19 protein-coding genes are annotated in these 23,973 nt (G+C 69.5%); 9 read left to right on the forward strand and 10 right to left on the reverse strand.

Translation table 11 applies throughout. The features are described from left to right. Nucleotides 1-5: 5 nt before the first annotated feature. Nucleotides 6-1,346, reverse strand: a complete 1,341-nt coding sequence (locus ACFYXH_RS11830; protein ID WP_389561931.1) for a 6-phospho-beta-glucosidase — start codon at nt 1,344-1,346, stop codon at nt 6-8. Continuing rightward, complete coding sequence (locus tag ACFYXH_RS11835) at nt 1,343-2,092, reverse strand: DeoR/GlpR family DNA-binding transcription regulator (protein ID WP_389561932.1); 750 nt, start codon at nt 2,090-2,092, stop codon at nt 1,343-1,345. Before ACFYXH_RS11835 ends, ACFYXH_RS11830 begins: the two co-directional genes overlap by 4 nt. A 124-nt stretch (nt 2,093-2,216) precedes the next feature. Here ACFYXH_RS11835 and ACFYXH_RS11840 point away from each other — a divergent pair, with 124 nt between their 5' ends. From ACFYXH_RS11840 to ACFYXH_RS11860, 5 genes are all read left to right on the forward strand, one after another. Next, nucleotides 2,217-3,248 carry a PfkB family carbohydrate kinase gene (locus ACFYXH_RS11840; RefSeq protein ID WP_389561933.1) on the forward strand — a complete coding sequence of 344 codons (1,032 nt, stop codon included), beginning with the start codon at nt 2,217-2,219 and terminating at the stop codon, nt 3,246-3,248. A 78-nt stretch (nt 3,249-3,326) separates the two neighbouring features. Continuing rightward, on the forward strand, nt 3,327-4,607 hold the full coding sequence (locus tag ACFYXH_RS11845) for an ABC transporter substrate-binding protein (protein ID WP_389561934.1): 1,281 nt from the start codon (nt 3,327-3,329) through the stop codon (nt 4,605-4,607). A gap of 1 nt (nt 4,608) precedes the next feature. Further along, the gene (locus ACFYXH_RS11850; protein WP_389561935.1) at nt 4,609-5,562 is read left to right on the forward strand and encodes a carbohydrate ABC transporter permease; all 954 of its coding nucleotides are present in this window, start codon (nt 4,609-4,611) and stop codon (nt 5,560-5,562) included. A gap of 21 nt (nt 5,563-5,583) precedes the next feature. Beyond that, complete coding sequence (locus ACFYXH_RS11855; RefSeq protein WP_389562240.1) at nt 5,584-6,420, forward strand: carbohydrate ABC transporter permease; 837 nt, start codon at nt 5,584-5,586, stop codon at nt 6,418-6,420. Further along, nucleotides 6,420-9,377: a glycoside hydrolase family 2 TIM barrel-domain containing protein gene (locus ACFYXH_RS11860; protein ID WP_389561936.1), complete on the forward strand. Its 2,958-nt coding sequence runs from the start codon at nt 6,420-6,422 to the stop codon at nt 9,375-9,377. The genes ACFYXH_RS11855 and ACFYXH_RS11860 overlap by 1 nt, the downstream gene beginning before the upstream one ends. Here the strand turns inward: ACFYXH_RS11860 and ACFYXH_RS11865 are convergent. Beyond that, a complete protein-coding gene (locus tag ACFYXH_RS11865; RefSeq protein WP_389561937.1) occupies nt 9,344-10,156 on the reverse strand; it encodes a helix-turn-helix domain-containing protein in 813 nt (270 codons plus the stop codon). The two genes, ACFYXH_RS11860 and ACFYXH_RS11865, sit on opposite strands and share 34 nt — an antisense overlap. 70 nt (nt 10,157-10,226) lie before the next feature. Here ACFYXH_RS11865 and ACFYXH_RS11870 point away from each other — a divergent pair, with 70 nt between their 5' ends. After that, the gene (locus tag ACFYXH_RS11870; protein WP_389561938.1) at nt 10,227-11,045 is read left to right on the forward strand and encodes a phytanoyl-CoA dioxygenase family protein; all 819 of its coding nucleotides are present in this window, start codon (nt 10,227-10,229) and stop codon (nt 11,043-11,045) included. Further along, nucleotides 11,042-11,311, forward strand: coding sequence for a hypothetical protein (locus tag ACFYXH_RS11875; protein ID WP_389561939.1), 270 nt, complete (start codon nt 11,042-11,044; stop codon nt 11,309-11,311). The genes ACFYXH_RS11870 and ACFYXH_RS11875 overlap by 4 nt, the downstream gene beginning before the upstream one ends. 29 nt (nt 11,312-11,340) lie before the next feature. Here the strand turns inward: ACFYXH_RS11875 and ACFYXH_RS11880 are convergent, their stop codons facing one another. From ACFYXH_RS11880 to ACFYXH_RS11890, 3 genes are all read right to left on the reverse strand, one after another. Continuing rightward, nucleotides 11,341-11,928 carry a putative glycolipid-binding domain-containing protein gene (locus tag ACFYXH_RS11880; RefSeq protein WP_389561940.1) on the reverse strand — a complete coding sequence of 196 codons (588 nt, stop codon included), beginning with the start codon at nt 11,926-11,928 and terminating at the stop codon, nt 11,341-11,343. 195 nt (nt 11,929-12,123) lie between these two features. Next, the gene (locus tag ACFYXH_RS11885) at nt 12,124-13,041 is read right to left on the reverse strand and encodes a S1 family peptidase (RefSeq protein ID WP_389561941.1); all 918 of its coding nucleotides are present in this window, start codon (nt 13,039-13,041) and stop codon (nt 12,124-12,126) included. Between the two features lie 776 nt (nt 13,042-13,817). Next, nucleotides 13,818-14,771 (reverse strand): LysR family transcriptional regulator, encoded by a 954-nt coding sequence (locus ACFYXH_RS11890; RefSeq protein ID WP_389561942.1) that lies wholly within the window; start codon nt 14,769-14,771, stop codon nt 13,818-13,820. 109 nt (nt 14,772-14,880) lie between these two features. Between ACFYXH_RS11890 and ACFYXH_RS11895 the strand changes: the two genes are divergently transcribed. Together ACFYXH_RS11895 and ACFYXH_RS11900 are read left to right on the forward strand one after the other, a co-directional pair. Then, nucleotides 14,881-15,576, forward strand: coding sequence for a type 1 glutamine amidotransferase domain-containing protein (locus ACFYXH_RS11895; RefSeq protein WP_389561943.1), 696 nt, complete (start codon nt 14,881-14,883; stop codon nt 15,574-15,576). Nucleotides 15,577-15,867: 291 nt separating this feature from the next. Continuing rightward, a complete protein-coding gene (locus ACFYXH_RS11900; RefSeq protein WP_389561944.1) occupies nt 15,868-17,085 on the forward strand; it encodes a DUF2993 domain-containing protein in 1,218 nt (405 codons plus the stop codon). A gap of 186 nt (nt 17,086-17,271) precedes the next feature. Here ACFYXH_RS11900 and meaB read toward each other — a convergent pair whose 3' ends face one another. The 4 genes from meaB to ACFYXH_RS11920 all read right to left on the reverse strand — a co-directional run bounded on the left by meaB (nt 17,272) and on the right by ACFYXH_RS11920 (nt 23,963). After that, on the reverse strand, nt 17,272-18,255 hold the full coding sequence (gene meaB / locus ACFYXH_RS11905) for a methylmalonyl Co-A mutase-associated GTPase MeaB (protein ID WP_389561945.1): 984 nt from the start codon (nt 18,253-18,255) through the stop codon (nt 17,272-17,274). 13 nt (nt 18,256-18,268) lie between these two features. After that, on the reverse strand, nt 18,269-20,476 hold the full coding sequence (scpA, locus tag ACFYXH_RS11910; RefSeq protein WP_389561946.1) for a methylmalonyl-CoA mutase: 2,208 nt from the start codon (nt 20,474-20,476) through the stop codon (nt 18,269-18,271). After that, a complete protein-coding gene (locus ACFYXH_RS11915; protein WP_389561947.1) occupies nt 20,476-22,359 on the reverse strand; it encodes a methylmalonyl-CoA mutase family protein in 1,884 nt (627 codons plus the stop codon). Before ACFYXH_RS11915 ends, scpA begins: the two co-directional genes overlap by 1 nt. Nucleotides 22,360-22,742: 383 nt before the next feature. Next, on the reverse strand, nt 22,743-23,963 hold the full coding sequence (locus tag ACFYXH_RS11920; RefSeq protein WP_389561948.1) for an MFS transporter: 1,221 nt from the start codon (nt 23,961-23,963) through the stop codon (nt 22,743-22,745). Between the last annotated feature and the right edge of the window lie 10 nt (nt 23,964-23,973).

The raw sequence follows: 23,973 nt of genomic DNA on the forward strand, positions 1-23,973 counted from the left end.
GACTCCTACCTCAGATACGCGAGAGCGGGGTGGGCGCTGGTGTAGCCGTCGACGAGTCGGCGGGCGACGGTCACGGAGTCGACGAGGGGGTGCAGGGCGAAGGCCTTGACGGCGGTGGTGCGTGAGCCGCTGTCGGCCGCGGCGAGGATCTCGCGCTCGACGGCCTTGACGGCGGTCACCAGTCCGGTGGCGTGGAGCGGCAGGGGAGCCACGGAGACGGGATGGGCGCCGTTCGCATCCACGAAGCACGGGACCTCGATGACCGCGTCCGTATCGAGCACGGAGAGCGTGGTGCGGTTGCGCACGTTGAGGATCAGGGTGGTGCGCTGGTTGTGTGCGATGGCTCGCATCAGGGCGAGGGCGACCTTCTCGTACCCGCCGGACTCCAGGTCACAGGCGTCGCGCTCGCCGGCTCCGGCCGCCTCGCGGTTGTGTGCCATGTACGTCGCTTCGCGCTCTGCGCGGGTGCGGTCCCAGGTCGCCAGCGCTGGGGCGTCCGGCTGTTTCATCTCCTCGTAGAACCGGGCCTGTTGGTCGTGCAGGAAGGCGCCGCGGGTCTGTTTCGCCTCCTGGTAGGCGCGGACCGCCTCGCGGTTGAAGTAGTAGTAGTGCAGGTATTCGTTGGGGATCGCGCCGAGCGACTGGAGCCAGTCGGCGCCGAAGAGTTTGCCCTCCTCGAACGAGCCGAGCAGTGCGGGATCGGCAAGCAACTGGGGGAGTGCGTCCTGGCCTTCGATGTGCAGCCCGCGGAGCCAGCCGAGGTGGTTGAGGCCGATGTAGTCGATCCAGGCGGTGTCGGGATCGGCCCCCAGCGCCCGGGCGACGCGTCGGCCGAGGCCCACCGGCGAGTCGCAGATGCCGATGACCCGGTCGCCGAGGTGGCGGGACATGGCTTCGGTGACCAGGCCGGCCGGATTGGTGAAGTTGATGACCCAGGCATCGGGGGCGAGCCGGGCGATACGACGGGCGATGTCCACCGCCACCGGGACGGTACGCAGGCCGTAGGCGATGCCGCCCGCGCCGACCGTCTCCTGGCCCAGTACACCCTCGGCGAGCGCGATACGCTCATCGGCCGCACGGCCTTCCAGGCCGCCGACCCGGATCGCGGAGAACACGAAGTCGGCGCCGCGCAGCGCCTCGTCGAGGTCGGTGGTGACGGTGACCTCCGGCGCGTCCGGCACACCCGCCGCCTGGTCGGTCAGCACCCGCGCGATCGCGGCCAGCCGGCCGGCGTCCACGTCGTGCAGCGTGACCTCGGTGATCCGGCCATCGGCGTGATCGCCGAGCAGCGCGCCGTACACCAACGGCAGTCTGAAGCCGCCGCCGCCGAGGATCGTGAGCCTCATACCTCAACCACCTTCACTCCTGCCTCGTCGAACGCCGAACTGGTCGCCGGGTCCGCCGGGGCGTTGGTCACCACCGTGTCGAGGGATTCGGGGCCGCAGACCCTGGCCATGCCGGTGCCGGGGAACTTGCCCCCGTCGGCGAGCAGCACCACCGTGTCGGCGGCCGCGATCATCGCCCGCTTGACCGGGACCTCGACCACCGTGGTGTCCATGACCTGGCCGTTGGGACGGATGCCGCTCGTACCGAGGAACAGCCAGTCCGCGTGCAGCTGGCGCAGATTGTCCTCGGTGAGGAAGCCGACCAGGGAGCGGTACTCCCGCCGGAGCATCCCGCCGAGCAGGATCAGCTCGATCCCGGTGTCGTCCGCCAGCTCCTCGTACACCACCAGATTGCTGGTGATCACGGTCAGTCTGCGGCCGTGCAGCTGCCGGGCGAGGCGGTAGGCGGTGGTGCCGATGTCGAGGAGCACGGACTGCCCGTCCTCGACCATGGCGGCCGCCTGGACCGCTATGGCGTCCTTCTCCGGGACCCTGATCTCGGCGACCTCCGCGAAAGGCTGATCGCCTTCCTCGACCGCGGCTCCCCCGTGGACCCGCGTGAGCAGGCCCTCTTCCTCCAGTTTGACCAGGTCGCGCCGGACGGTCGCGGGGCTGACGCCGAGCCGTTCGGACAGGTCGGTCACGGCTGCGGGGCCGCCTGATCGCAGAGCCCGCAGGATGAGTTGATGTCGTCGCTCAGCCAGCACACCGTGAACGCTACTCGTCAATCTCAATCATTTCTATGCGCTTTCGCGCTCAAGTATTGCCAATTCTGAGCGTCGGGCGCACGATCCTGTCCACGCCTTGCAGGTCTTTGACGAGAGGACGCCCGTGGACGAGGAGACCGGAGCCGATGTCCTGCTGACCGGGCTGCTCTTCTACGACCTTGTGCTCACCGGTCTCGGCAAGCCGCCGACACCGGGCGAGGAGATCTGGACCCGCGGGATGGGCTGCGGTCCCGGCGGAATCGCCAACCTCGCCGTGGCAGCGGCCCGGTACGGTCTGGACACCTCACTGGCCACGGTTTTCGGCGACGACTACTACGGCACGCACTGCCGGGAGATCCTCGCCGGGCAGGAGGGCATCGACCTGTCCCTCTCCCGGACGGCAGCGGGCTGGGACACCCCGGTCACGGTCTCCATCGCCCATGACCACGACCGCGCGCTGGTCACCCACGGCCGGGAACCCGTCCACACCCAGGACGAGTTGCTCCACGATCCGCCGCCCGCCCGTACCGCGCTGGTACACATCGGTGCCGAGCATCAGGAGTGGCTGGGCAAAGCCGCGGCCGCCGGCACCCTGATTTTCGCCGACATCGGCTGGGACCCCACCGAGCAGTGGTCCGGCGAGGTGCTCGACCAGCTCTCCCTGTGCCATGCCTTCCTGCCCAACGACACCGAGGCGATGGGCTACACCGGCGCCGACAGTCCGGCCGCCGCACTTGCCAGGCTCGCCGAACTGACACCCGTCGCCGTGATCACACGTGGTCGCGCGGGCGCTGTCGCCGTCGACCAGACGACCGGCGAGCACGCGGAGGTCTCGGCCCACGACATGGCCGCTCTCGACATCGATGTCGTGGACGCGACCGGCGCCGGAGACGTCTTCGGCGCGAGCTTCGTCGCCGCCACGCTCGGCGGCTGGCCGCTCGCCGACCGGCTGCGCTTCTCCTGCCTCGCCGCCGGCCTCTCCGTACAGCGGCACACCGGCGCGCTCGCCGCGCCGGGCTGGTACGGCATCGACCAGTGGTGGCGTACGACGGGCTCGAACGACCCCGGACTGTCCCGCACCTACGGCTTCCTGACCGACCGTATCCCCGCCGACCCCGGCCCTGCCCCGCACCACCCACCCGTCACCCCCCGGTGAACTCCCCTCGCCGAACTCCTCCCGCTCAACCCCCCTCGCCGACCACCCGTCCGAAAACACCGAAAGGCGGTGTGAGCAGTGCACCTCTCCCGAAGAGGGCTGCTGCGCGCAGGCCTGGCCACATCGGCCGTCGCGGCACTCGGCTCCACTGCGGCAGGCTGCGCGGTTCCTCGCGGCTCCAGCGGCCGCGACATGACCCTCTGGTACTGGACCGGAGGACTGAGCGACAAGGTTGTGGCCAAGGCCGGCAGCCGCTTCACGGACGTGGCGCTCAAGCCGGTGCAGATCGGCGGCTACTTCAGGTCGAAGCTGCTGACCACCATGGCGGGCCACGCCTTCGTGCCGGACATCACCGGGCTCAAGGGCGAGGACATGGCCTCCTACCTCCCCAACGCCGATCAGTTCGTGGACCTGCGCACACTCGGCGCCGACCGGCTCAAGGACCAGTACCTGCCGTGGAAATGGGAGCAGGGCATCGCCCCCGACGGACGCATGGTCGGGTTCCCGATCGACACCGGGCCCGTCGTCCACTACTACCGTGCCGATGTCTTCGACAAGGCCGGCCTGCCGACCGAACCTGTTGAGGTCTCCGCGGCGACGGACACCTGGGAGAAGTACTTCACGGCCGGGGAGCAGCTCAAGAAGCGGGTGCCGGGTGCCTTTCTGCTCGTCGACCCCCTCACCGTCTTCTGGAACGCGGTCAACCAGGGCACCAGGCGATTCGTGGACAAGGACCGGCACTTCATCGGCGACCAGAACCATGTGACCGATGCCTGGGACCTGGCGATCGAGGCGCGCCGTCGCGGACTGATCTCGCAGGTCGTCAGCGGTACCCCGGACGGCAACGCGGCCATGGAGCAGGGCCGCCTCCCCAGCCAGCTCAACGCCTCATGGGCGGCCGGTGACCTCAAGCTGGCCGTGCCCAGGACGAAGGGGAAGTGGCGAGTGGCCGCCATGCCGGGCGGGCCCGCCAACAACGGCGGCTCCTTCCTGGCCGTCACCATGGCCTGCCGGGAGCCCGAGCAGGCCTTCGCGATCATCACCTGGCTGCTGAACGCGGACAACCAGACCCGTGGCTTTGTCGACGCCTCGCTCTTCCCGTCCACCCCGGCCTCGTACGCACAGAAGGCCATGCGCGATCCGGACCCGTTCTTCGGCGGGCAGATCACCATCGACGTCTTCGGCCCGGCCGCCGAGAGGATCCCGGTCGCCTTCAACAGCCCGTACGACGTGCCCCTGCAGCAGCCGGTCTCCGACGAGCTCACCAAGGTGCACACCCTGGGCAAGGACCCGGACCGAGCGTGGAAGGACGCCATGAGCAAGTGCCGGCGCATCGCGGAACACCTGGGGGTGAGCTGAGATGACCACCACCATCGAGAGCCGGACAGCCGTCTCCGCCCCCGCGGTCGCTGCCCCCAAGTCCCGTTCCGTACTGGGACACTGGCGGCTGTATCTCGCGATCTCGCCCTTCTACCTGCTGTTCCTCTGCTTCGGCCTGATACCGGTGGGCTTCTCGCTCTATCTGTCGTTCCACCGCTGGGACGGCCTGGGCTCGATGGAGTACGCGGGCCTCTCGCAGTACCGCTATCTCCTCGGCGACACGCAGTTCTGGCACGCCATCGGCAACACCCTGATCATCTGGGCCATAGCGACGCTCCCCATGCTCTTCATCGCGCTGGTGACCGCGGTACTGCTCAACTCCGCGGTGCGCCTCAAGAGCTTCTACCGCTTCGCGTACTTCCTCCCGAACGTCACTTCGGTCGTCGCGATCGCCATCATCTTCGGCTCGGTCTTCAGTACCAACTTCGGCCTGGTCAACGCGGTACTCCAGGGTCTCGGCCTGGACTCGGTGGCCTGGCTGAACACGCCCTGGGGCATCAAGGTCGCCATCGCCTCGCTGATGAGCTGGCAGTGGACCGGCTACAACGCCATCATCTTCCTCGCCGGTCTGCAGACCATCCCGACCGAGCTGTACGAGGCCGCTCGCGTCGACGGCGCCGGGCCCGTGCAGACCTTCTTCCGGGTCACGGTGCCGCTGATGCGTCCGGTCATCCTCTTCACCCTGGTGGTGTCGACGGTCACCGGTCTCCAGAGCTTCTCCGAGCCGCAGGTGCTGCTCCAGACCACCGCCAACACCTCGACCTTCGCGGGCGGTCCGGACAACGCCGGCCAGACGATGGTCCTCTACTTCTTCCAGCAGACCTTCGACAACAACGACTTCGGCTACGGCGCCGCGATCGCCTGGGGCATCTTCCTGATCGTCGCCGTCTTCTCGATCATCAACTGGCGCCTGGTGCAGCGCCGGGAAAAGTAGAGGGAGACTGTCATGAAAGGAATGAAGACCATCAAGGGCGCACGGCCCCGAGGACTCGCCCTGCACCTGGCGCTGATCCTCGGCGTGCTCGTCTCGCTGTTCCCGTTCTACTGGACCGTCGTCATGTCGACGCATTCGACGAGCGAGATCTTCCAGTTCCCGCCGAAGCTGCTGCCGGGCTCGCACTTCGGCGAGAACGTCGGCAATCTCTTCGACAGCGTCGACTTCTTCGGCTCGATGTTCAACTCCCTGATCGTCGCGGGGTCCGTGACGTTCCTGGTGTTGTTCTTCGACTCGCTGGCCGCCTTCGTCTTCGCCAAGTTCCGGTTTCCCGGCCGACGGACACTGTTCGTGATCATGATGGGTATCTTCATGGTGCCCGCTCAGCTCCAGGCCATCCCGCAGTTCGTGATCATGGCCCGGATCGGCTGGATCGGTTCGCTCACCGCCCTCGTCGTGCCGGCCGCTGCCAACGCCTTCGGCATCTTCTGGATGCGCCAGTACATGAGGGGCGCGATCCACGACGAGCTGATGGACGCCTCCCGTCTCGACGGCTGCGGATTTCTGCGCCAGTACTGGCACGTGGCACTGCCGGTCGTCCGCCCCGGCCTCGCCTTCCTCGGCATCTTCACCTTCATGGGCCAGTGGAACGACTACGCCTGGCCGCTGATCGCCCTGGTCAACCCCGGTCATGTGACGCTTCAGGTCGCGCTGTCGCAGCTCAACGGTGTGCACGGCACGACCGATTACGGCATGGTGATGACCGGCGCGCTGCTCGCACTGATCCCGCTGCTGATCGTCTTCGCCATCGGCGCCCGCCAGATGATCGCCGACCTGGCCAAGGGAGCCATCCGCTGATGCTGCTCGTACGCCCGTGGGAATCGCCCGAGATCACCTCCTGGCGACGGCTGCCGATGCACGCCGTGGACCGCCGCCGGGGGAGTGTCAGCCTTGACGGGGAGTGGCGTTTCCAGCTGCTGCCCGCACCTGATGCGCCGCTCTCCGACAGCTGGTCCCGGCTGGAGGTGCCCGGCGCCTGGACCATGCAGGACGCCGGCGCGCCCGACCTGCCGCACTACACCAATGTGACGATGCCGTGGGCGCACTACCCGCCCGCATCACCGGCTGACAACCCCACCGGAGTCCATGAGCGCGAGGTGGACATCCCCGCCGAATGGGCGGGCCGCCGCATTGTGCTCCAGGTCGGCGCGGCGGAGAGCGTGCTGATCGTGGAGATCGACGGGCAGGCCGTCGGCATCGGCAAGGACTCCCATCTGGCTAGCGAGTTCGACCTGACCGAGGTGGTACGGCCGGGACAGCGAAGCATCCTGCGCCTCACCGTGGTCAAGTGGTCCGACGCCACCCATGTCGAGGACCAGGACCAGTGGTGGCACGGCGGCATCACCCGCTCGGTGCTGCTGTACGCCACCGACCCGCTGCACCTCGCCGATGTGACCGTAAGGGCCGGGCAGGACGGCGCGCTGCGCGTCGACTGCCAGGTGCGCGGACCGTCCGAAGGCCCGTTGCCCGAGGGCTGGTCGATCAGCGGTCACCTGGAGGGGTTCGGCGACCTCGTCCAGGACGCCGGGTTCGACGCGGCGAACCGGGCCGCCTACCGGGTCTCGGACTTTCTCGGCGAGGCCCGGCTGAGCGCCACGCTCAGCGGCGTACGCCCGTGGTCGGCCGAGAAACCCGAGCTGTACGGCCTCACCGTGCGGCTGCACCGCGCGGACGGTACGGTCGCCGACACCTCGTACCACCGCATCGGCTTCCGCGACATCGAGATCCGCGGCCGGGACCTGCTGGTCAACGGCGAGCGCGTATTCATCCGCGGCGTCAACCGGCACGACTTCCATCCGCTCACCGGGCGCACCCTCCGCGTGGAAGAGATGCGCGCCGATCTGGAGACGGTCAAGCGCTTCGGGTTCAACGCCGTCCGCACCTCGCACTACCCGGGCGACCCGGCGCTGCTCGACCTTGCCGACGAGCTGGGGCTGTACCTCGTGGACGAGGCGGACATCGAGAGCCACGACCACGCTCATGAGATCGCCGACGACCCGCGCTATCTGTCCGCCTTCGTGGACCGGGTGTCGCGCATGGTGCTGCGCGACAAGAACCATCCCAGCGTCATCATCTGGTCGCTGGGCAACGAGAGCGACTACGGAGCCAACCACGACGCCGCGGCCGGCTGGCTGCGCCGCCACGATCCCACCCGGCCGCTGCAGTACGAGGGTGCCGCGAAGACCGACTGGTCCTCGAAGGACATCGCGAGCGACATCCTCTGCCCGATGTACGCGTCCCTCGACGAGATCGTCGCGCACGCCCGCTCGGGCACCCAGACCAAACCGCTGATCCTGTGCGAGTACTCGCACGCCATGGGCAACAGCAACGGCACGCTCGCCGACCACTGGCAGGCCATCGAGTCCACTCCAGGTCTGCAGGGCGGGTTCATCTGGGAGCTGTGGGACCACGGCATCCTGCAGCGGCGGTCCGACGGCCGGCCCGCGGGACGGGCGGGCGCGGGCGCGTACGCGAACGGTGTGGCCGCCGAGGGCTACCGCTGGGCGTACGGCGGTGACTTCGGCGACACCCCGAACGACGGAGCGTTCTGCGCGGACGGCCTGCTCTTCCCCGACCGCACACCCAAGCCCGCGATGTACGAACACCGTGAACTGGCCGCTCCGGTACGACTGTCATGGCTGTCGGCCGAAGGCTGGGCGCCGGCCGGAGGCGGGGCGCTGAAGGTCCACAACCATCAGCACTTCCGCGATCTGTCCTGGCTGACGGCCGAGTGGCAGCTCTCGGCCGAGAACGCGGGAACCGCCACCTCCCCGGCCACCCTTCCCGCCGTGGCACCCGGCGGCTCCGCCGAGCTCCCGCTGCCGCATGACCTCCTTGCCGCGCTGCCGGAGGGCAGCGGAGAGACGTGGCTGACCCTGCGGGTGACCACAAGGGACGACGAGGTCTGGGCACCGCGCGGTACCGAACTGTGCACCCCGCAGGTACGGCTGAGGGAGCGGGACCCACTCGACGCCACCCCCTCGGCCGGCCCGGTCGAGATCGACGAGGACGGGCTGCTCGTCCATCCCCTGCTCACCGCACCGCCGGTGCTGAGCCTGTGGCGCGCGCCGACCGACAACGATCTCCTGGGCGGCACCGCGGACCACTGGCGCACGCTCGGGCTCGACACCCTCGTACGCAAGCCGGTCTCGGTGACCCGCGACGGCCATCGGGTGTCCGTGCGCTCCGCGTACGACACCGGGGCCGGCACGGTTCTGCACGAGCAGGTCTTCACCCCGGTGCCGGACGGTTTCCTCGTCGAGGAGACGGCTGTCCTCCCGGAGCGACTGTCCGATGTCGCACGGGTCGGATCCGTCTTCGAGACGCTCAGCGGACTCGACCTGATCGAGTGGTACGGGCACGGTCCCTCGGAGTCGTATCCGGACCGCAGTGCGGGCGCGGCCGTTGGGCACCACCGCGCTTCCGTGGACGCGTTGTTCACGCCGTATCTGCGTCCGCAGGAGAGCGGCGGACGGCACGGCGTACGCGGCTTCTCGCTCACGGCATCCGAGGCCGGTCCGGGTCTGGTGGTAAGGCTCGACAGCCCGCGCCAGGTCAGCGTCGTACGCCACCGCGCGCACGATCTCGACGCGGCCCAGCACCATGACGAACTCACCCCGCGCGCCTGCCCGGTGGTCCATATCGACGCCGCTCACCGCGGCCTCGGTACGGCATCCTGCGGGCCGGACACCCTGCCGGCGTATCTGGTCGGGGCGGGGACCTACCGCTGGTCCTGGACGCTCCGCGTGCTGTAGGGACGCGGCGAGGGAGCAGCTGCGCGGACGGCGCGGGGCGAGCCGCCCAGTTCGCGGTGGCACGCCTTGTTGAACGCCTGGAGATCGGGAATGCCGACGGCCGCCGCCACCGCCGGGATGGCGAGCGTCGAGGCCCGCAGCAGATGGCGGGCCCGTTCCAGACGCCGGCGGCGGATATGGGCGATGACGGTGCTGCCGGTCTCGGCGCGGAAGAGCCGGGTGAGGTGGTTGTGCGACACCCCGGCCACCTGCGCGATGTCCGGCACCGTCAGCGGTTCGGCGAGGTGCGCCTCGATATGGGCCATGGCTGCGGCGACCGCGGGCGGAAGTCCGCCGGGCCGCTCGGGCGTGCTCAGCTCCACCACCTGCCAGAGCGCCGCCCACGCGGCGGCGGCCGCCTTCGCCGGTGTGCCGGGCATCGCCGCGACGCCGCGCCGCAGCAGCGTGGACAGCAACGGCGCGTCGGCGCCGGCGTCCTGCATCACCGGCACGGTGCGCGGGTCACCCGATCCGGACAGCGCGAAGTGCGCGTACAGGTGCTCGGATCTGCCGCGGTAGCGGTAGCGCACCTCGGTGTCGGGCGGGACAAGACTCACCCGGCCGGGACGGATGCGATGCACGGTGCCGCCGAGGGTGAGCTCGCCCTCGTATGCGTACAGATGCAGCTGCCACAGCCCGGGCAGCCGGAACACGTCGCACGGTCCGGTGACCCCGTGCACCCCCACCCCGATGTTCGCCACACGGGGTGGCTCGTCCAGCCGGATGGCCACATTTTCCATGGTGAGAAATTACCAGTGGTCGATGATTCCAACCCACGACAGAAGCGAGGTTGCTTCCTACGGTTGCCGTATGTCTACCAGCACCGAGCTACTGACCTCGGTCCAGATGGCGCGGTTTGTCGCGCACGGCTCTCTACGGATGGACGCGGTCGTACCGCGGGAGATGAACGACCGGGCGATCGGCGTCCTGTCGGAGGGAATCCCCGATGTGCCCTACGGCACCCCGGTGGACGAGGCCTTCTCCGAGGGATCGTTCGCGCGCCGGCTCGTCGAACTACCGCCGGTCGCCGGGGCCTTGCGGAGCCTCGTCGGCCCCGCGCCGACCGTCGACCACCACGCCGTACACATCCGCGAGCCGCGCGAGGGAAACGCGCAGCCACTGCACGGCGACGCCATCATCGACGTGCGCCCGGACGCCTTCGACGTGCAGCTCATGTACTACCCGCACGAGGTGACCACCGAGATGGGCGGCACCCTCAGCGTGCCGGGCAGTCATCTGCGCCGTACCAACGAGAGCGACACCGGCCGCTACCAGAATCTGCGCGGCCAGACCCGGCTGACCTGCCCGGCCGGCACCGTGGTGCTGCTGCACCACGGCCTGTGGCACGGCGGGCGCCGCAACGACAGCGACACCCCCCGCCATATGTTCAAGATCCGCTTCAATCCGACCGTGCCACAGGTGCGCCTCTGGGACATCCGCGACCTCGACGATCCGGGCGTCACCACCGAACTGAGCGCCTCTTTCCCGTGGTACGAACACGCCACCGGCAGGCTCGAGATCTACAACCGCGTCCGTCTCTGGCGTGCGCTGACCGGCGACGACACCTTCGACATCGAACACTGGGTGACCCGCGTGACCAACCGCCCGACGCTCGGGAGCAACGCATGAGACAGCAGGTCCTGGTTCTCTATCTCGCCACCTCGGCACTCGACTCGGAGGTGGTCGGCTGGTCCCGCTACGACGGCACCGGCCGCACCCGGCCGACCACCGGGGACGGGGACGAGCCGCCGTACGAGTCCGGGGTTGCCGCGCTGGAGGACGGCTGGCGGCTGTTCCAGGCGTCTCAGCTGATCCCGCCCCAGCCCGGCCACGAGTACGACACCTCGTTTCTCAAGCACGAGTTCTTCTTCGAAAAACTGCAGGACGCGGCCTGACCTTGCCGGGGACTGCCACCGTCCGGTCGCTATGGCTGCGGCCAGCCCGCGCCGGCTGAAAACCGGTGGGCCAGGCCCGGGTAGTCGACGACCAGCCCTTCCGCGTCGAACTCCACTTCGCTGCGGAAGTCGCCCGACGCGAACCGTACGAGCGCACCGCGTTCGGTTCGCGCGAGGTGGGTGTAGGTCTGCTGTGACGCGTGCACGGTCAGGTCCGGCACCGAGACCCAGGCCATCAGGAAATCCTGTCGGCCGGGCGCCAGGTGGAGTCCGTGCCGGAGTACCGGCATGGTGTTGGTGAGCGGGCTCAGGCTCAGGTCGCAGTCGAGCGCGCCGTCGACGTCGGGGATGTGCTTCCCGTTGGCGGTCCACCGGCCGTCATCGTCGTGTCGCAGGCGGAGTTCGTGCGAACCGGTGGCGGTCGCGGCGTGAACCCGCAACTCACGGGTGACGTAGTCGTCCCCTGTTTCGAGGTCGTACGAGATCCAGTACGGATCCGGTCTGGTTCCCACCGCGCGTCCATGGGCCCGTAGGGTCGTGCCGCGGAGTTCGATCCAGGAGGTCTCGTACCCCTGGCTCTCCGTGACTTCCCAGGTGAGGACGTGAGAAGTGACCATGTCCTCACCCTAGCCAGCCGGCGGCGGACTCGCCGGGACCGTGTCCACGACGGGCCGGTCCCTCAGTTTTCCCGGCCTGCTGGTCATCCGGGTCCGCGTACGGACCGCCCCGGGCACCGGAGTGGCGGCGGTGTCCAGGGCGGTCCTTCCGGGCCGCGCAGGCGTCGGCCTGCCCGTCGCGCTCAGGTCAGCGCATCAGAAAATGCTCACTCCGTAGGCGCTCAGCGGCTCGGTGACCGGCTGGAAGAACGTGGTGCCGCCGGAGGAGCAGTCGCCGCTGCCGCCCGAGGTCAGTCCGAGAGCGGTGCTGCCGGAGAACAGCGGGCCGCCGCTGTCGCCGGGCTCTGCGCAGACGTTGGTCTGGATCAGCCCGTAGACGATGTCTCCACCGCCGTAGTTGACGGTCGCGTTGAGGGCGGTGACCGTGCCGCTGTGCAGGCCGGAGGTGCTGCCGCTGCGCTGTACGGACTGACCGACGGAGGCATTGCCGGCAGCCGTGATGTCACGGTAGGAGCCGTTGTAGAGGTAGACCCTGCCGTCGGCGGCCGACGCACTGGAGTGCCGGATGATGCCGTAGTCGTTGGTCGGGAAGCTGGAACCGGCGGTGGAACCCAGCACCGTGGTGTTGGCGGAGTTGGTGTACCAGGTGCTGCCGATATTGGTGCAGTGGCCCGCGGTGAGGGCGTAGTACGTGCTTCCGCTGCGAACATTGAAGCCGAGCGAGCAGCGTCCGCCGCCGGTGTAGATGGCCTGGCCGCCCGCGATCAGCTTGTTGAACCTGCCGGTGGTGCGTTCGATCTCAAGGGCCCCGGCACGCGTGCCCGCAGCTTCCTTGATCTTGGCTATCTCGGCGGCGGAGACGGTGCTGTCCGCCGTGACGACGAGCTTGCCCGTGGCCTTGTCCGTGTACCAGGCGGTGCCGGGTACGTCCGCCTGGAGCACGGCGTCGCTCGCCTGGGCGAGCTGGGCGGCGGTGGCCCGTGCGCCGTCGGCCGATTCGGCAACGGCGGTCGGGGCCGCAAGCGCGGAGACGGTCAGCAGACTGGATACGACGGCGATCAGCCGCGCACGTCTCGCGACGCCGCGGAGGGGGGAGAAGCGCTTGATGTTCACTACATCCTCCGGTGGGGGAATCCAGGGCCTGCTGGGTGGGCGGGCCCGTCAACACGCCGGGCCGGGCCATGACGATTGAGTCACCGTCATGGCCCTGACAACCTGCGCCGGTTGGAATCCTCGACTCCGGATGGGCTTGCGGCAAGATCGCCTTTCGGCCGCTCTACGCGCGTCCAACGGCGGCAAGTGCGGTACGGATGGGTGTGGTTCGGATGCGATCCAAAGTGGTGCGTCCGCCAGGGCCGTACGGGTGGGCCTGCGGGTGCGCTGTGGGCGACGGAGTAAACGGCGGGAACCGTTTGCTGAAGTGCAGTCAGCTGACTCCCGAGTCAGGAGTGACGGAGTGCCGCGCCAGGGGCTTGTGGTGCCCGTACCGGAATGTGCCCCGCCGTTTTTCGCTGCTCAGATATGAAGTGAGCCGAAGGGTGCGTCAGTCGGTGCGCTGTGCCACCCCAATGCGTCCCTGCGCGCTTCGCTCCACCCGGCGCCGAATTGCAGCAGTGGCTCCCGCACACATGACACGCGGGACGCCGGACCGTCCGGTGGACGGCTTCCGCGTGCGCGAACCCGATCCGTGACGGCGAAACGCTCCAGCCGATCGCTGCCTTGCCGTCGGCACCGGCCGACGGCGGCTCGTGCCGCGCTTCGATATGCGCGGATCGCCACCGTTCGCCCGACGAGCCGGCGTGTCCGGTTCTCGTCGGGAGGGTGAGTGCGGGGATTGTGCTGCGCGTACGTGCTGCGAGTACTGGCCTGAGCGCGCGGTGCAGGACCCTTCACCAGGTGCGGGCCTCGCGCAGCAGACGGTCGCGGACCAGGGCAAGGTGCGGGTTGTCCGAGATGCCGGGGCGCTGGACCAGATAGCCGGTGTTGATCGGCGGGTCTTCGGGCGTCAGCAGCGACACCAGCGTGCCGGTGGCGAGCTCGCCCTCGCAGAGATAGCGGGGGAGCACGGTGATCCCGGCCCCGGCGGCGACCGCCGAGAGCACACCGCGCAGATCAGGGACCGTCACGGCGGCCTGACCGGTCAGACGGGTGCCGAAGACATGGCGCCAGTAGCGGCGGGCTATCGGCAGGTCCTCGGCGTATGTCACGAGAGGGACGCCGCGCAGGGCGGCAGAGCCCTCCGTCGCGACCCTGTCCGGGCCGATCCGTACCGCCCACTGCGGTGAGGCGACCAGGACGAACTCCTCGTCCATCAGCGGTACGGCGGTGAGGGAGCGGCCGCGCGGGCGGATGGTGGAGATCACCAGGTCGTAATGGCCGACGCGCAGGCCGTCGAGCAGTTCGTCGGTGAGACCGGTGCCGATCCGAAGCCGTACACCCTGCTCCACCAGGGGCGCCAGAGCGGGCAGCGCGCGTACGCAGAGGAGCTCGGCGGGGCCGGCCAGATGGACCGGACCGGCGGAGGTCTCCTCCCCGATGTGACCGCGGTCGGCAACGGCGGCGAGGGCGTCCAGCGGGGCGGCGATCTGGGCTGCGAGATCGTCGGCGACCGGGGTGGGGGCAACTCCACGCGGCAGCCGCTCGAAGAGTTCACGGCCCAGCTGCCCCTCCAGGGAGCGGATCTGGGTGGTGACGGTCGGCTGGGACAGACCGAGCAGACGAGCGGCCGCGGTGAACGAGCCGGCCCGGTGTACGGCGAGGAAGGTCCGCAGCAGTGTCAGATCGAGCGGCCCAGTGGCCGGCTCCCGTATTCCCGACAATCCATTGGATTCCCTATGGCTCATGGTGGACAGCCTATTGGATCCCAATGATCGGGCGGTCTACGTTCGAGGGCATCAGTGAGATGACGCGCTGCGCAGGGAAGGCAGGCGTCAGCGGATGGAGAGATACGAGATGGCGAAGATCCTGTTTGTGATCACCGGCGTGGACTACTGGACACTGGCCGACGGTACCCGGCACCCGACCGGCTTCTGGGCGGAGGAGGCCGTGGCTCCGTACAAGGTCTTCACCGGGGCGGGTCACGAGGTCGTCGTCGCCACGCCGGGCGGCGTCGTGCCCACCGTGGACAAGGCGAGCCTCGCGCCCGAGGTGAACGGCGGCCAGGAGAACGCCGACGCGATCGCCGCCGATCTCACGTCGATCACCGCTCTGCGGCAGCCGCTCAAGCTGGAGGACGTCGACCTGGCCGACTACGCCGTGGTCTTCTACCCCGGCGGCCACGGCCCGATGGAGGACCTGGCAGTCAACGCCGACTCCGGCAAGCTCCTCACCGCCGCCCTGGACTCCGGCAAGCCCCTCGGTGTGGTCTGCCACGCCCCGGCCGCGCTGCTCGCCGCGAAGCGCGAGGACGGCAGCTCACCGTTCGCCGGCTACCGGCTGACCGGTTTCACCAACGCGGAGGAGACCCAGGCGGGCCTCGCGGACAAGGCGAAGTGGCTGCTGCAGGACCGCCTGGTCGAGATCGGCGTGGACTTCCAGGAGGGCGAGCCGTGGGCCCCGAACCTGGCCGTGGACCGCAATCTGTTCACCGGCCAGAACCCGGCCTCCTCCGCCCCGCTCGCCGCCGAGATCCTCAAGGCGCTGGGCTGACCGCCCCATCGGGGCGTCAGTGTCGGCCGTCCACCCGTACGTCCGCAACAAGGGCCACTCCTTCCGCCGGCTCGCCGAGCGCCCCCATGCCCCGGGCGCTCGAGCGGGTCCGGGCGGGCCGCGAGCGCGGACGTCCCTCCGCGGACAGTCGGCTTTTCGGTGACGTCTGTCACGCCATCGACCGTGCGTGCGGCGGTGGGCGCCGCGGAGTCGACGGATCTTTGGCGCAAACCATTACGTACGCCCGGTAGGACTTGCGTTCGAGGGTGGCCCGCGTGGTGGGATGAGGCGATGCGACCCCCCACACGCATATCAGCGCATTCACGAAATCCGTACGAGGAACTCGCTCAACTGTCAGATCCGGAACCTGACTTCAGCGTCTACGACCCGCTCGACCCCCTTGAACTCGGGCTCACCCCGGACCCGGACGACGACGACTGGACGCCGCCCAACCACCGTGGCAAGAGCCGGCTCTCGGCTCTGCCCGCGGTGGTGAAGCTGGCCGCCGCCGTCCTCATATGCACCGTTTGTCTGCTGCTCGCCGACCGTCTTGCCGAGTTGTACGCCCAGAGCAAGGCGGCGGACAAGCTCCAGAAGTCGCTCGGGCTTGCCACCAGGCCGGACGTCGACATCCACGGCTTCCCGTTCCTCACCCAGCTTCTCGACAAGCGGATCGACCAGGTCGACGTCACCGTCCCCGACGTCTCCGCCGATCGGGTCTCACTGGCCGAAGTGCGGGCCACCGCCAAGGATGTACGCATCGTCGGCGACGCGCCGACCTCGATCAAGGGCGCCGTCATCGGCGGACTGGACGGTGAGGTGCTGCTCTCCTTCGACGACCTCAACCGCGAACTGGGTGCCTCGCAGCTCCGCTTCACCGGCAGTGGCGCCGACGGAGTGCGCGTGAACGGTGAACTCGCTGTCGCCGGGCAGGATCTGCGCGTACGGGCATACGCCCGCATCCAGCGCGACAATGAACGGGCTCTCACCACCACTCTCGACGATATGCAGCTCGACATTCCCGCTGTGGCCACCTACCGGCCGGGCAAGGACCCGGTCCACTCCGGCCTACGGCTGCACCGCGAGGCGGCCGAGCGGATCAGCCGCGAAGGAGCCCGTATGAAGGCGCTGCTGGCAGTGCCCGCGGTGGTCGACCGGCTCGGAGTCTCCAAGAAGCAGATCCGCCAGGCGCTGCGGAGCGAGGAGGAGCTCCACCGCCTCACCAACGCGCCGAAGTTCATCGAGCGTCTGATGAAGGTCAATCTCGTCGATGTCGTCCTCGACCATCCGCAGCTGCTGCGGAAGGCGGGCATCGACCCCGGACTGGTCGAGGCGCTGCTCGCACTCAAGCCCCCGGAGCTCTCCGAGCGGCTCTCCCTCTCGTTCGAACTGCCGGACTCGCTGAAGGAGTTGCGGCTGCAGAACATCACCGTGGAGCGCGATGGCATCAAGGCCCGCGTGAGGGGATCCGGTCTGCGCCTCGGGCAGGGTGCGTCCAGCGGTTCATAACACGTCGATGATGATCCGGCCCTCCGGGATGTGGGCGGGGTGTTCCGTGCAGGGGGCAGCGCAGCGCCTGGGCTGGGCACGCAGAGCCCCCAGACCCCCGTACGGCCTTCGGCCGTGTCCTCAATCGCCGGACGGGCTGAATTTCAGCCCCTCCGGCGTTTGAGGAGCGGGGTCTGGGGCGGAGCCTCAGTTCTGGAAGGCGTCGAGGATACGCTCCGCCGCCAGCGTCGCCGTCAACTCCCCGTCCCGTACCTGCTGTTCGAGGCCCGGAGCGAGCGTGCGCACCTCGGGATGGTTGCGCAACCGGTCCCGCAGTTCGTCGTGGACCATCGTCCAGGCCCAGTCGATCTGCTGGTCGCGGCGCTTGGCCGTGAGCCGGCCGGTCGAGTCCAGCAGCGCCCGGTGCTGATCCAGCCGCTCCCAGACCGTGTCGAGACCGCTGCCCTCCCGGGCACTGCAGGAAAGGACCGGGGGAGTCCATGCCGCGTCGGCGGAGTGCATCAGCCGTAGTGCACCGGCGAGTTCACGCGCGGCGGAGCGGGCATCGCGTTCGTGCGGGCCGTCCGCCTTGTTGACCGCGATCACGTCGGCCAGCTCCAGCACGCCCTTCTTGATGCCCTGGAGCTGATCTCCGGTACGGGCGAGAGAGAGCAGCAGGAACGAGTCCACCATGTTGGCCACGGCGGTCTCCGACTGGCCGACGCCGACGGTCTCCACGAGCACCACGTCGTAGCCCGCGGCCTCCATGACGATCATGGTTTCGCGCGTCGCCTTGGCCACGCCGCCCAGCGTGCCCGAGCTGGGGGAGGGTCGTACGAACGCCGCCGGATCCACCGCGAGCCGCTCCATCCGGGTCTTGTCGCCCAGGATGGAGCCGCCGGTACGCGTCGAGGACGGGTCGACGGCAAGCACCGCGACCCGGTGGCCGAGGCCCGTGAGCATCGTGCCGAGCGCGTCGATGAAGGTGGACTTGCCGACGCCGGGCACGCCGCTGATCCCCACCCGCCGTGCCGTACCGGAGAACGGCAGCAGCTCGGTCAGCAGTTGCTGGGCGAGAGCACGGTGATCGGCACGGGTGGACTCGACGAGAGTGATGGCGCGGGCGATGTACGCCCGCGACCCGTCACGTACGCCCTTGACATAGGTGTCGATGTCGATCGTGGGAGGCATCCGTGGCACAGTCTCACAACTCGTGGCCGAGTGAGGCGGCCAGTGTCTTCACCAGGTCCCTGGCAGCGTCCGGGATCACCGTGCCGGGCGGGAAGACGGCGGCCGCTCCGGCCTCGTGGAGCGTCTGGACGTCCTGGGGCGGAATCACTCCGCCCACGACGATCATGATGTCTTCCCGTCCCTCGGCGGCCAGTTGCTCCCGCAGGGCGGGTACCAGCGTGAGATGCCCGGCGGCCAGCGAGGAGACACCGACGATGTGCACATCCGCCTCGACCGCCTGACGGGCCACCTCTTCCGGCGTCTGGAACAGGGGGCCGACATCCACGTCGAAGCCGAGGTCGGCGAAGGCGGTGGCGATCACCTTCTGGCCGCGGTCGTGACCGTCCTGACCCATCTTGGCGACCAGGATGCGCGGCCGGCGTCCCTCCGCCTCCTCGAACTCCTCGACCAGGGTGCGGGTGGCGTCCACTGCCGGGGAGGTGCCGGCTTCGTTTCGGTACACACCGGAGATCGTACGGATCTGGCCCGAATGCCGTCCGTACACCTTCTCCAGAGCGTCGGAGATCTCGCCGACGGTCGCCATGGCCCGCGCCGCGTTCACCGCCAGCGCGAGCAGATTGCCCTCCAGGCCGCCGCCCTGGCTCGCGCCCGCCTCGGCAGAGGCGGTCAGCGCACGCAGCGCGTCCTGGCAGGCGGCCTCGTCGCGCTCGGCGCGCAGCCGCCGGAGCTTCTCGATCTGCTGTGTGCGCACCGAGGAGTTGTCGACCTTGAGCACGTCGATCTGCTCGTCGGTCTCGACCCGGTACTTGTTCACGCCGATGACGGGCTGCCGTCCGGAGTCGATGCGTGCCTGCGTACGGGCCGCGGCCTCCTCGACGCGCAGCTTGGGGATGCCGGCGTCGATGGCCTGCGCCATGCCGCCGGCCGCCTCGACCTCCTCGATGTGCTGCCAGGCGCGGCGGGCGAGGTCGTACGTCAGCTTCTCGATGTAGGCGCTGCCGCCCCAGGGGTCGATGACCCTGGACGTCCCGGACTCCTGCTGCAGCAGCAACTGGGTGTTGCGGGCGATACGCGCGGAGAAGTCGGTGGGCAGGGCCAGCGCCTCGTCCAGGGCGTTGGTGTGCAGCGACTGCGTGTGTCCCTGGGTGGCGGCCATGGCCTCCACGCAGGTGCGGGTGACGTTGTTGAAGACGTCCTGGGCCGTCAGCGACCAGCCCGAGGTCTGGCAATGGGTGCGCAACGAGAGCGACTTGGCGTTCTGCGGCTCGAACTTCTTCACCAGCTTGGCCCACAGCAGCCGCGCGGCCCGAAGCTTCGCGATCTCCATGAAGAAGTTCATACCGATCGCCCAGAAGAACGACAGCCGCGGCGCGAAGGCATCCACGTCGAGTCCCGCGCCGATACCCGCCCGCAGATACTCCATACCGTCGGCGAGGGTGTACGCCAGCTCCAGGTCGGCCGTGGCTCCGGCCTCCTGGATGTGATAGCCGGAGATGGAGATGGAGTTGTAGCGCGGCATCTTCTGCGAGGTGTAGGCAAAGATGTCCGAGATGATCCGCATCGAGGGCCGGGGCGGATAGATATAGGTGTTGCGGACCATGAACTCTTTGAGGATGTCGTTCTGGATGGTCCCGGCCAGCTTCTCGGGCGGTACGCCCTGTTCCTCGGCGGCCACGATGTACAGCGCGAGAACGGGCAGCACGGCGCCGTTCATCGTCATCGACACGCTCATCCGGTCCAGCGGAATGCCGTCGAAGAGCTGGCGCATGTCGTAGATCGAGTCGATGGCCACACCGGCCATGCCGACATCGCCCGTCACCCGCGGGTGGTCACTGTCGTAGCCGCGGTGGGTCGGCAGGTCGAAGGCGACCGACAGCCCCTTCTGTCCGGCGGCGAGGTTGCGCCGGTAGAAGGCGTTGGACTCCTCGGCGGTGGAGAATCCGGCGTACTGACGGATCGTCCACGGCTGGTTGACGTACATCGTCGGGTACGGGCCGCGCAGATACGGAGCGACACCGGGGTACGTGCCGAGGAAGTCAAGACCGGCCAGGTCTTCCCCGGTGTACAGCGGCTTGACCGGAATACCCTCGGGGGTGTCCCACACCAGGTCGGCGTCGCCCTTGCCGGTGCTTTCCTTGACGGCCGTACGCCACTGGTCCTCGGTGGCCCCGCGCGCGTCGCCGGGCCCGAGCTCGATTCCTGAGAAGTCAGGGATCCCCATCACGCCACTCCGATTTGGTCGAGGACGGAGGTGAGGACGGCGACCGCGTCGCCGCCCGCGACGACGAACTCGTCGACCCCGGCCCGTTCATACGTCTCACGCTGCTCACCCTGACGGCCCGCGAGATACACCCGCAGCGCACCGGCCGACTTGAGCGCTTCGGCCACCGGCCCGGCCTGCTCGGCGTAGAGGGCATCGCTGGAGCAGATGCACGCCACCGCGGCGCCACTGCGGACGAAGGCCTCGGCGGCCGAGGCCGCGTCGACGGACACCGGATCGTGGACCGCTTCGATACCGCCCGCCTGGAAGAGGTTGGCGGCGAACGACGCGCGCGCGGTGTGCGCGGCGGCCGGGCCCAGCGCCGCCAGGAAGACCCGCGGCCGGACGCCGGTGGCGGCGAGGTGCGCGTCCGAGCGGGCGCGCAGCGCTTCGTACGCCTCGTCGCGGCGCACCTTCGGCAGACCGCCGGACGGCGCGGCCGGCGCGGCGTCGCGCTCCACCGGCGCCTGGGCGAGCAGCGGGAACTCGCTGACACCGGTGACCGGTTCGCGCCGCTTGGCCAGGTTCTTCTTACGGCTCTCCCATGTGGTGCCGAGCCGCTCGGAGACCAGACCGCTGCGCAGCGCGGCCTCCTGGCCGCCGGCGCGCTCGATCTCCTGGAACCAGGCCCAGGCCGCCTGCGCGAGTTCGTCGGTGAGCTGCTCCACGTACCAGGAGCCGCCCGCCGGGTCGATGACCCGGCCCACATGCGACTCCTCGAGCAGAATCGTCGAGGTGTTGCGAGCGATCCTGCGGGCGAAGCCGTCCGGCAGTCCGAGTGCGTGGTCGAAGGGCAGTACGGTCACGGCGTCGGCGCCGCCCACGCCCGCGGCGAGCGAGGCGACCGTGGTACGCAGCATGTTCACCCACGGGTCGCGCCGGCTCATCATTACCGGAGAGGTCACCGCGTGCTGGCGCTGTGCCCCGGCGGCGGGATCGGCCCCGCAGGCCTCGGCGACGCGGGCCCACACCCGGCGGGCGGCGCGCAGTTTCGCGATCGTCAGGAACTGGTCGGCGGTGGCCGCGTACCGGAACTCCAGCTGGCCGCAGGCCGCTTCCACGGACAGTCCGGCAGTGGTGAGGTCGCGCAGCAGCGTGACGCCGGTGGCCAGCGAACAGCCCAGCTCCTGGGCGGCCGAGGCGCCGGCCTCGTGGTACGGCAGTGCGTCGACGGTCAGCGCCCGCAGTCCGGGGTACGTGCCATGGCAGAGCCGGCCGAGTTCGGTCGCGGCCGCCGTGAGTTCGGCGATGTCCTCGTACTGCCCGGTGCGCGCGGCATGCCCCAGCGGGTCCGCGCCGAGGTTGCCGAGCGCGGCCTCGGGGGCAACTCCCCGCTCCTCGTACAACCGCAGCAACTCCCGTGCGGCAGCGTCGAATTCGGCTCCGGCATCGAGTACGACGGGAGCCAGGTCGAGATAGACGCCGTCCAGAGCCGCGCCGAGCCCGGAGACCGGCACTCCGGCCGGGCCGACGGCCAGCCACACCGAGCCGACCCCGTTCTCCAGGTCCGCGAGCACGGCTTCGTTCGTACGTACTGGATCGGGCCGGTCATGACGCTGGCGTACGTCCCAGCCGGAGACCGCACCCCCCTGCGGCCTGCCGCCCCGGGTGAAGGGCGCGAAGCCCGGATATCCGGCACTGTCGGCGCCGTTGCGTGCGGTGTACAGCGGACGGGTGGTGAGCCCGTCCTCGAGTGCCGTGGACAGCACGTCCTCGGCCGCCGTGTCCGGGATGTCCTTGCCAGCCTTGCGCAGCACACCGGCCACCAGGCCCTGCCACTGCTCGTGGGTTGCATCCGGGAATTCGGCGGCCAGCGAAAACCCGTCGTCGGGGAGGACCGTCATGCTCAGATGTTAGGTCAAGCCCGCAAAGGTGCAGCAGGGGAAAAGGCTGTGACCTTGCACTCTCCGGCCCGCTCTTGATCCGTTGCGTGCGATGCCCTATCCAGGTCTCCGCCGCGCCGGGCGGTGTCACACTGCTCCAGACCGAGGCCCAAGGGAGCGCCGTATGGCCCGGATCGAGCCCGCCGTCCATCGGATCCACACCGGCAAGCCGCATCCGGGGACTGGGCCAGGTCGCCCGGTCGGCCGCTCCGGAAGGTGTGACCGAATACGTCCGGACGGATGTGCGCGAACCCGAATCGATCCGCGAACCGGCCGAAGCGGTAGAGGGCTTGAGCAGGGGCTCGAACTGATGGAGCCCGGGCTCGTGCCCCTGCGGGGCCGGTTCAGTGGGTGGGGCGACGCGTAGCGGGGAAGGCGTGGCGGCGTGCCGCGGCGACCGTGGCCAGGGCGGCGGCGACCAGGGCCAGGGCAGTCCATGGCAGGGCCCCCGCGCCGGCTCCGGAGCTCTCCAGGACGACGCCGCCCGCCAGTGAACCGGCGGCGATGCCGACGTTGTAGACGGTGGCCTGCAGCGAGGTGGCCACGTCCGCGTTCGCGGGGCCCGAGATGTCGACCAGAGCGGTCTGCAGCAGTGTGGGCGCTCCGCCGAAGGCGGCGCCCCACAGGGCGACCGCGATCAGCAGGACCGCGGGCGCGTCGGCGAACAGGCCCAGGGTGAACATCGCGGCCGCGACCAGGGCCAGGGCACCCAGCAGGGTCGACCGCGGACGGCGGTCGATGAGCATGCCGACGATCCAGATTCCGGCGACCGTGGCGATGCCGAAGACGAACAGCACCAGGCTGGTGCGACCGAACCCCGAGTGCTCGGCGAACGGCGCCATGTAGGTGTACATCACGTGGTGGCCCAGCAGCAGAAGCAGCGTGATGGCCAGCACGGTCGGGATCCCGGGCATGGCGGCTGTGCGGCGCAGCGGTACGCGCTCGGCGGCCGGTTCGCCCGGGAAGTCGGGAACCATCCAGCGCACCCAGGCGACGAGAACCACCCCAAGGCCGGCCAGGGACGCGAAGCCGGCGCGCCAGCCGAAGACGGTGGCCAGAGCGGTGCCTGCGGGGACGCCGAGGGAGAGCGCGACAGTGATACCGGCCAGGACGATCGCGATCGCGCGGCCACGGCGCTCGGCGGGCACCATACGGGCGGCGTAGCCGGCGAGCATCGCCCAGAGCGTGCCGCCCATGGCGCCCGCCAGCAGCCGGGCGGCGAAGGTCAGCCCGTACGAGGAAGAGAAGGCGGTCACCGCGTTGCAGAGCCCGAAACCGACGAGCGCGCCGACGAGCACGGGGCGGCGGGGCAGGCCGCGCAGAGCAGTGGTGAGCGGGATCGCGGAAAGGAACGAGGCGGCCGCGTAACCGGTCACCAGAAACCCGACACGTCCCTCGGACACCCGCAGGCTGCCACTCATCTGCGGCAGCAGCCCGGCCGGGAGCAACTCCGTCATCACGGCGGTGAACGCCGCGGTGAACAGGGCCAGCAGCCCCCACAGCGGCAGCTTCACCACCCGGGTGGTCGGCGATCCGGCGGTCTCTGTCATCGGCGCGGTGGACATGCGACCATGG

It is taken from the genome of Streptomyces sp. NPDC002730 (assembly GCF_042888805.1).
Lineage (GTDB): Bacteria > Actinomycetota > Actinomycetes > Streptomycetales > Streptomycetaceae > Streptomyces.

Bases quoted from the DNA above. Each gene is read 5' to 3' on its own strand.
- ACFYXH_RS11920 (WP_389561948.1), bottom strand. From the start codon at position 23,963: ATGTCCACCGCGCCGATGACAGAGACCGCCGGATCGCCGACCACCCGG.
- ACFYXH_RS11890 (WP_389561942.1), bottom strand. From the start codon at position 14,771: ATGAGCCATAGGGAATCCAATGGATTGTCGGGAATACGGGAGCCGGCC.
- ACFYXH_RS11865 (WP_389561937.1), bottom strand. From the start codon at position 10,156: ATGGAAAATGTGGCCATCCGGCTGGACGAGCCACCCCGTGTGGCGAAC.
- scpA (WP_389561946.1), bottom strand. From the start codon at position 20,476: ATGGGGATCCCTGACTTCTCAGGAATCGAGCTCGGGCCCGGCGACGCG.
- ACFYXH_RS11915 (WP_389561947.1), bottom strand. From the start codon at position 22,359: ATGACGGTCCTCCCCGACGACGGGTTTTCGCTGGCCGCCGAATTCCCG.
- ACFYXH_RS11870 (WP_389561938.1), top strand. From the start codon at position 10,227: ATGTCTACCAGCACCGAGCTACTGACCTCGGTCCAGATGGCGCGGTTT.
- meaB (WP_389561945.1), bottom strand. From the start codon at position 18,255: ATGCCTCCCACGATCGACATCGACACCTATGTCAAGGGCGTACGTGAC.
- ACFYXH_RS11855 (WP_389562240.1), top strand. From the start codon at position 5,584: ATGAAGACCATCAAGGGCGCACGGCCCCGAGGACTCGCCCTGCACCTG.
- ACFYXH_RS11860 (WP_389561936.1), top strand. From the start codon at position 6,420: ATGCTGCTCGTACGCCCGTGGGAATCGCCCGAGATCACCTCCTGGCGA.
- ACFYXH_RS11830 (WP_389561931.1), bottom strand. From the start codon at position 1,346: ATGAGGCTCACGATCCTCGGCGGCGGCGGCTTCAGACTGCCGTTGGTG.
- ACFYXH_RS11895 (WP_389561943.1), top strand. From the start codon at position 14,881: ATGGCGAAGATCCTGTTTGTGATCACCGGCGTGGACTACTGGACACTG.
- ACFYXH_RS11880 (WP_389561940.1), bottom strand. From the start codon at position 11,928: ATGGTCACTTCTCACGTCCTCACCTGGGAAGTCACGGAGAGCCAGGGG.
- ACFYXH_RS11875 (WP_389561939.1), top strand. From the start codon at position 11,042: ATGAGACAGCAGGTCCTGGTTCTCTATCTCGCCACCTCGGCACTCGAC.
- ACFYXH_RS11900 (WP_389561944.1), top strand. From the start codon at position 15,868: ATGCGACCCCCCACACGCATATCAGCGCATTCACGAAATCCGTACGAG.
- ACFYXH_RS11850 (WP_389561935.1), top strand. From the start codon at position 4,609: ATGACCACCACCATCGAGAGCCGGACAGCCGTCTCCGCCCCCGCGGTC.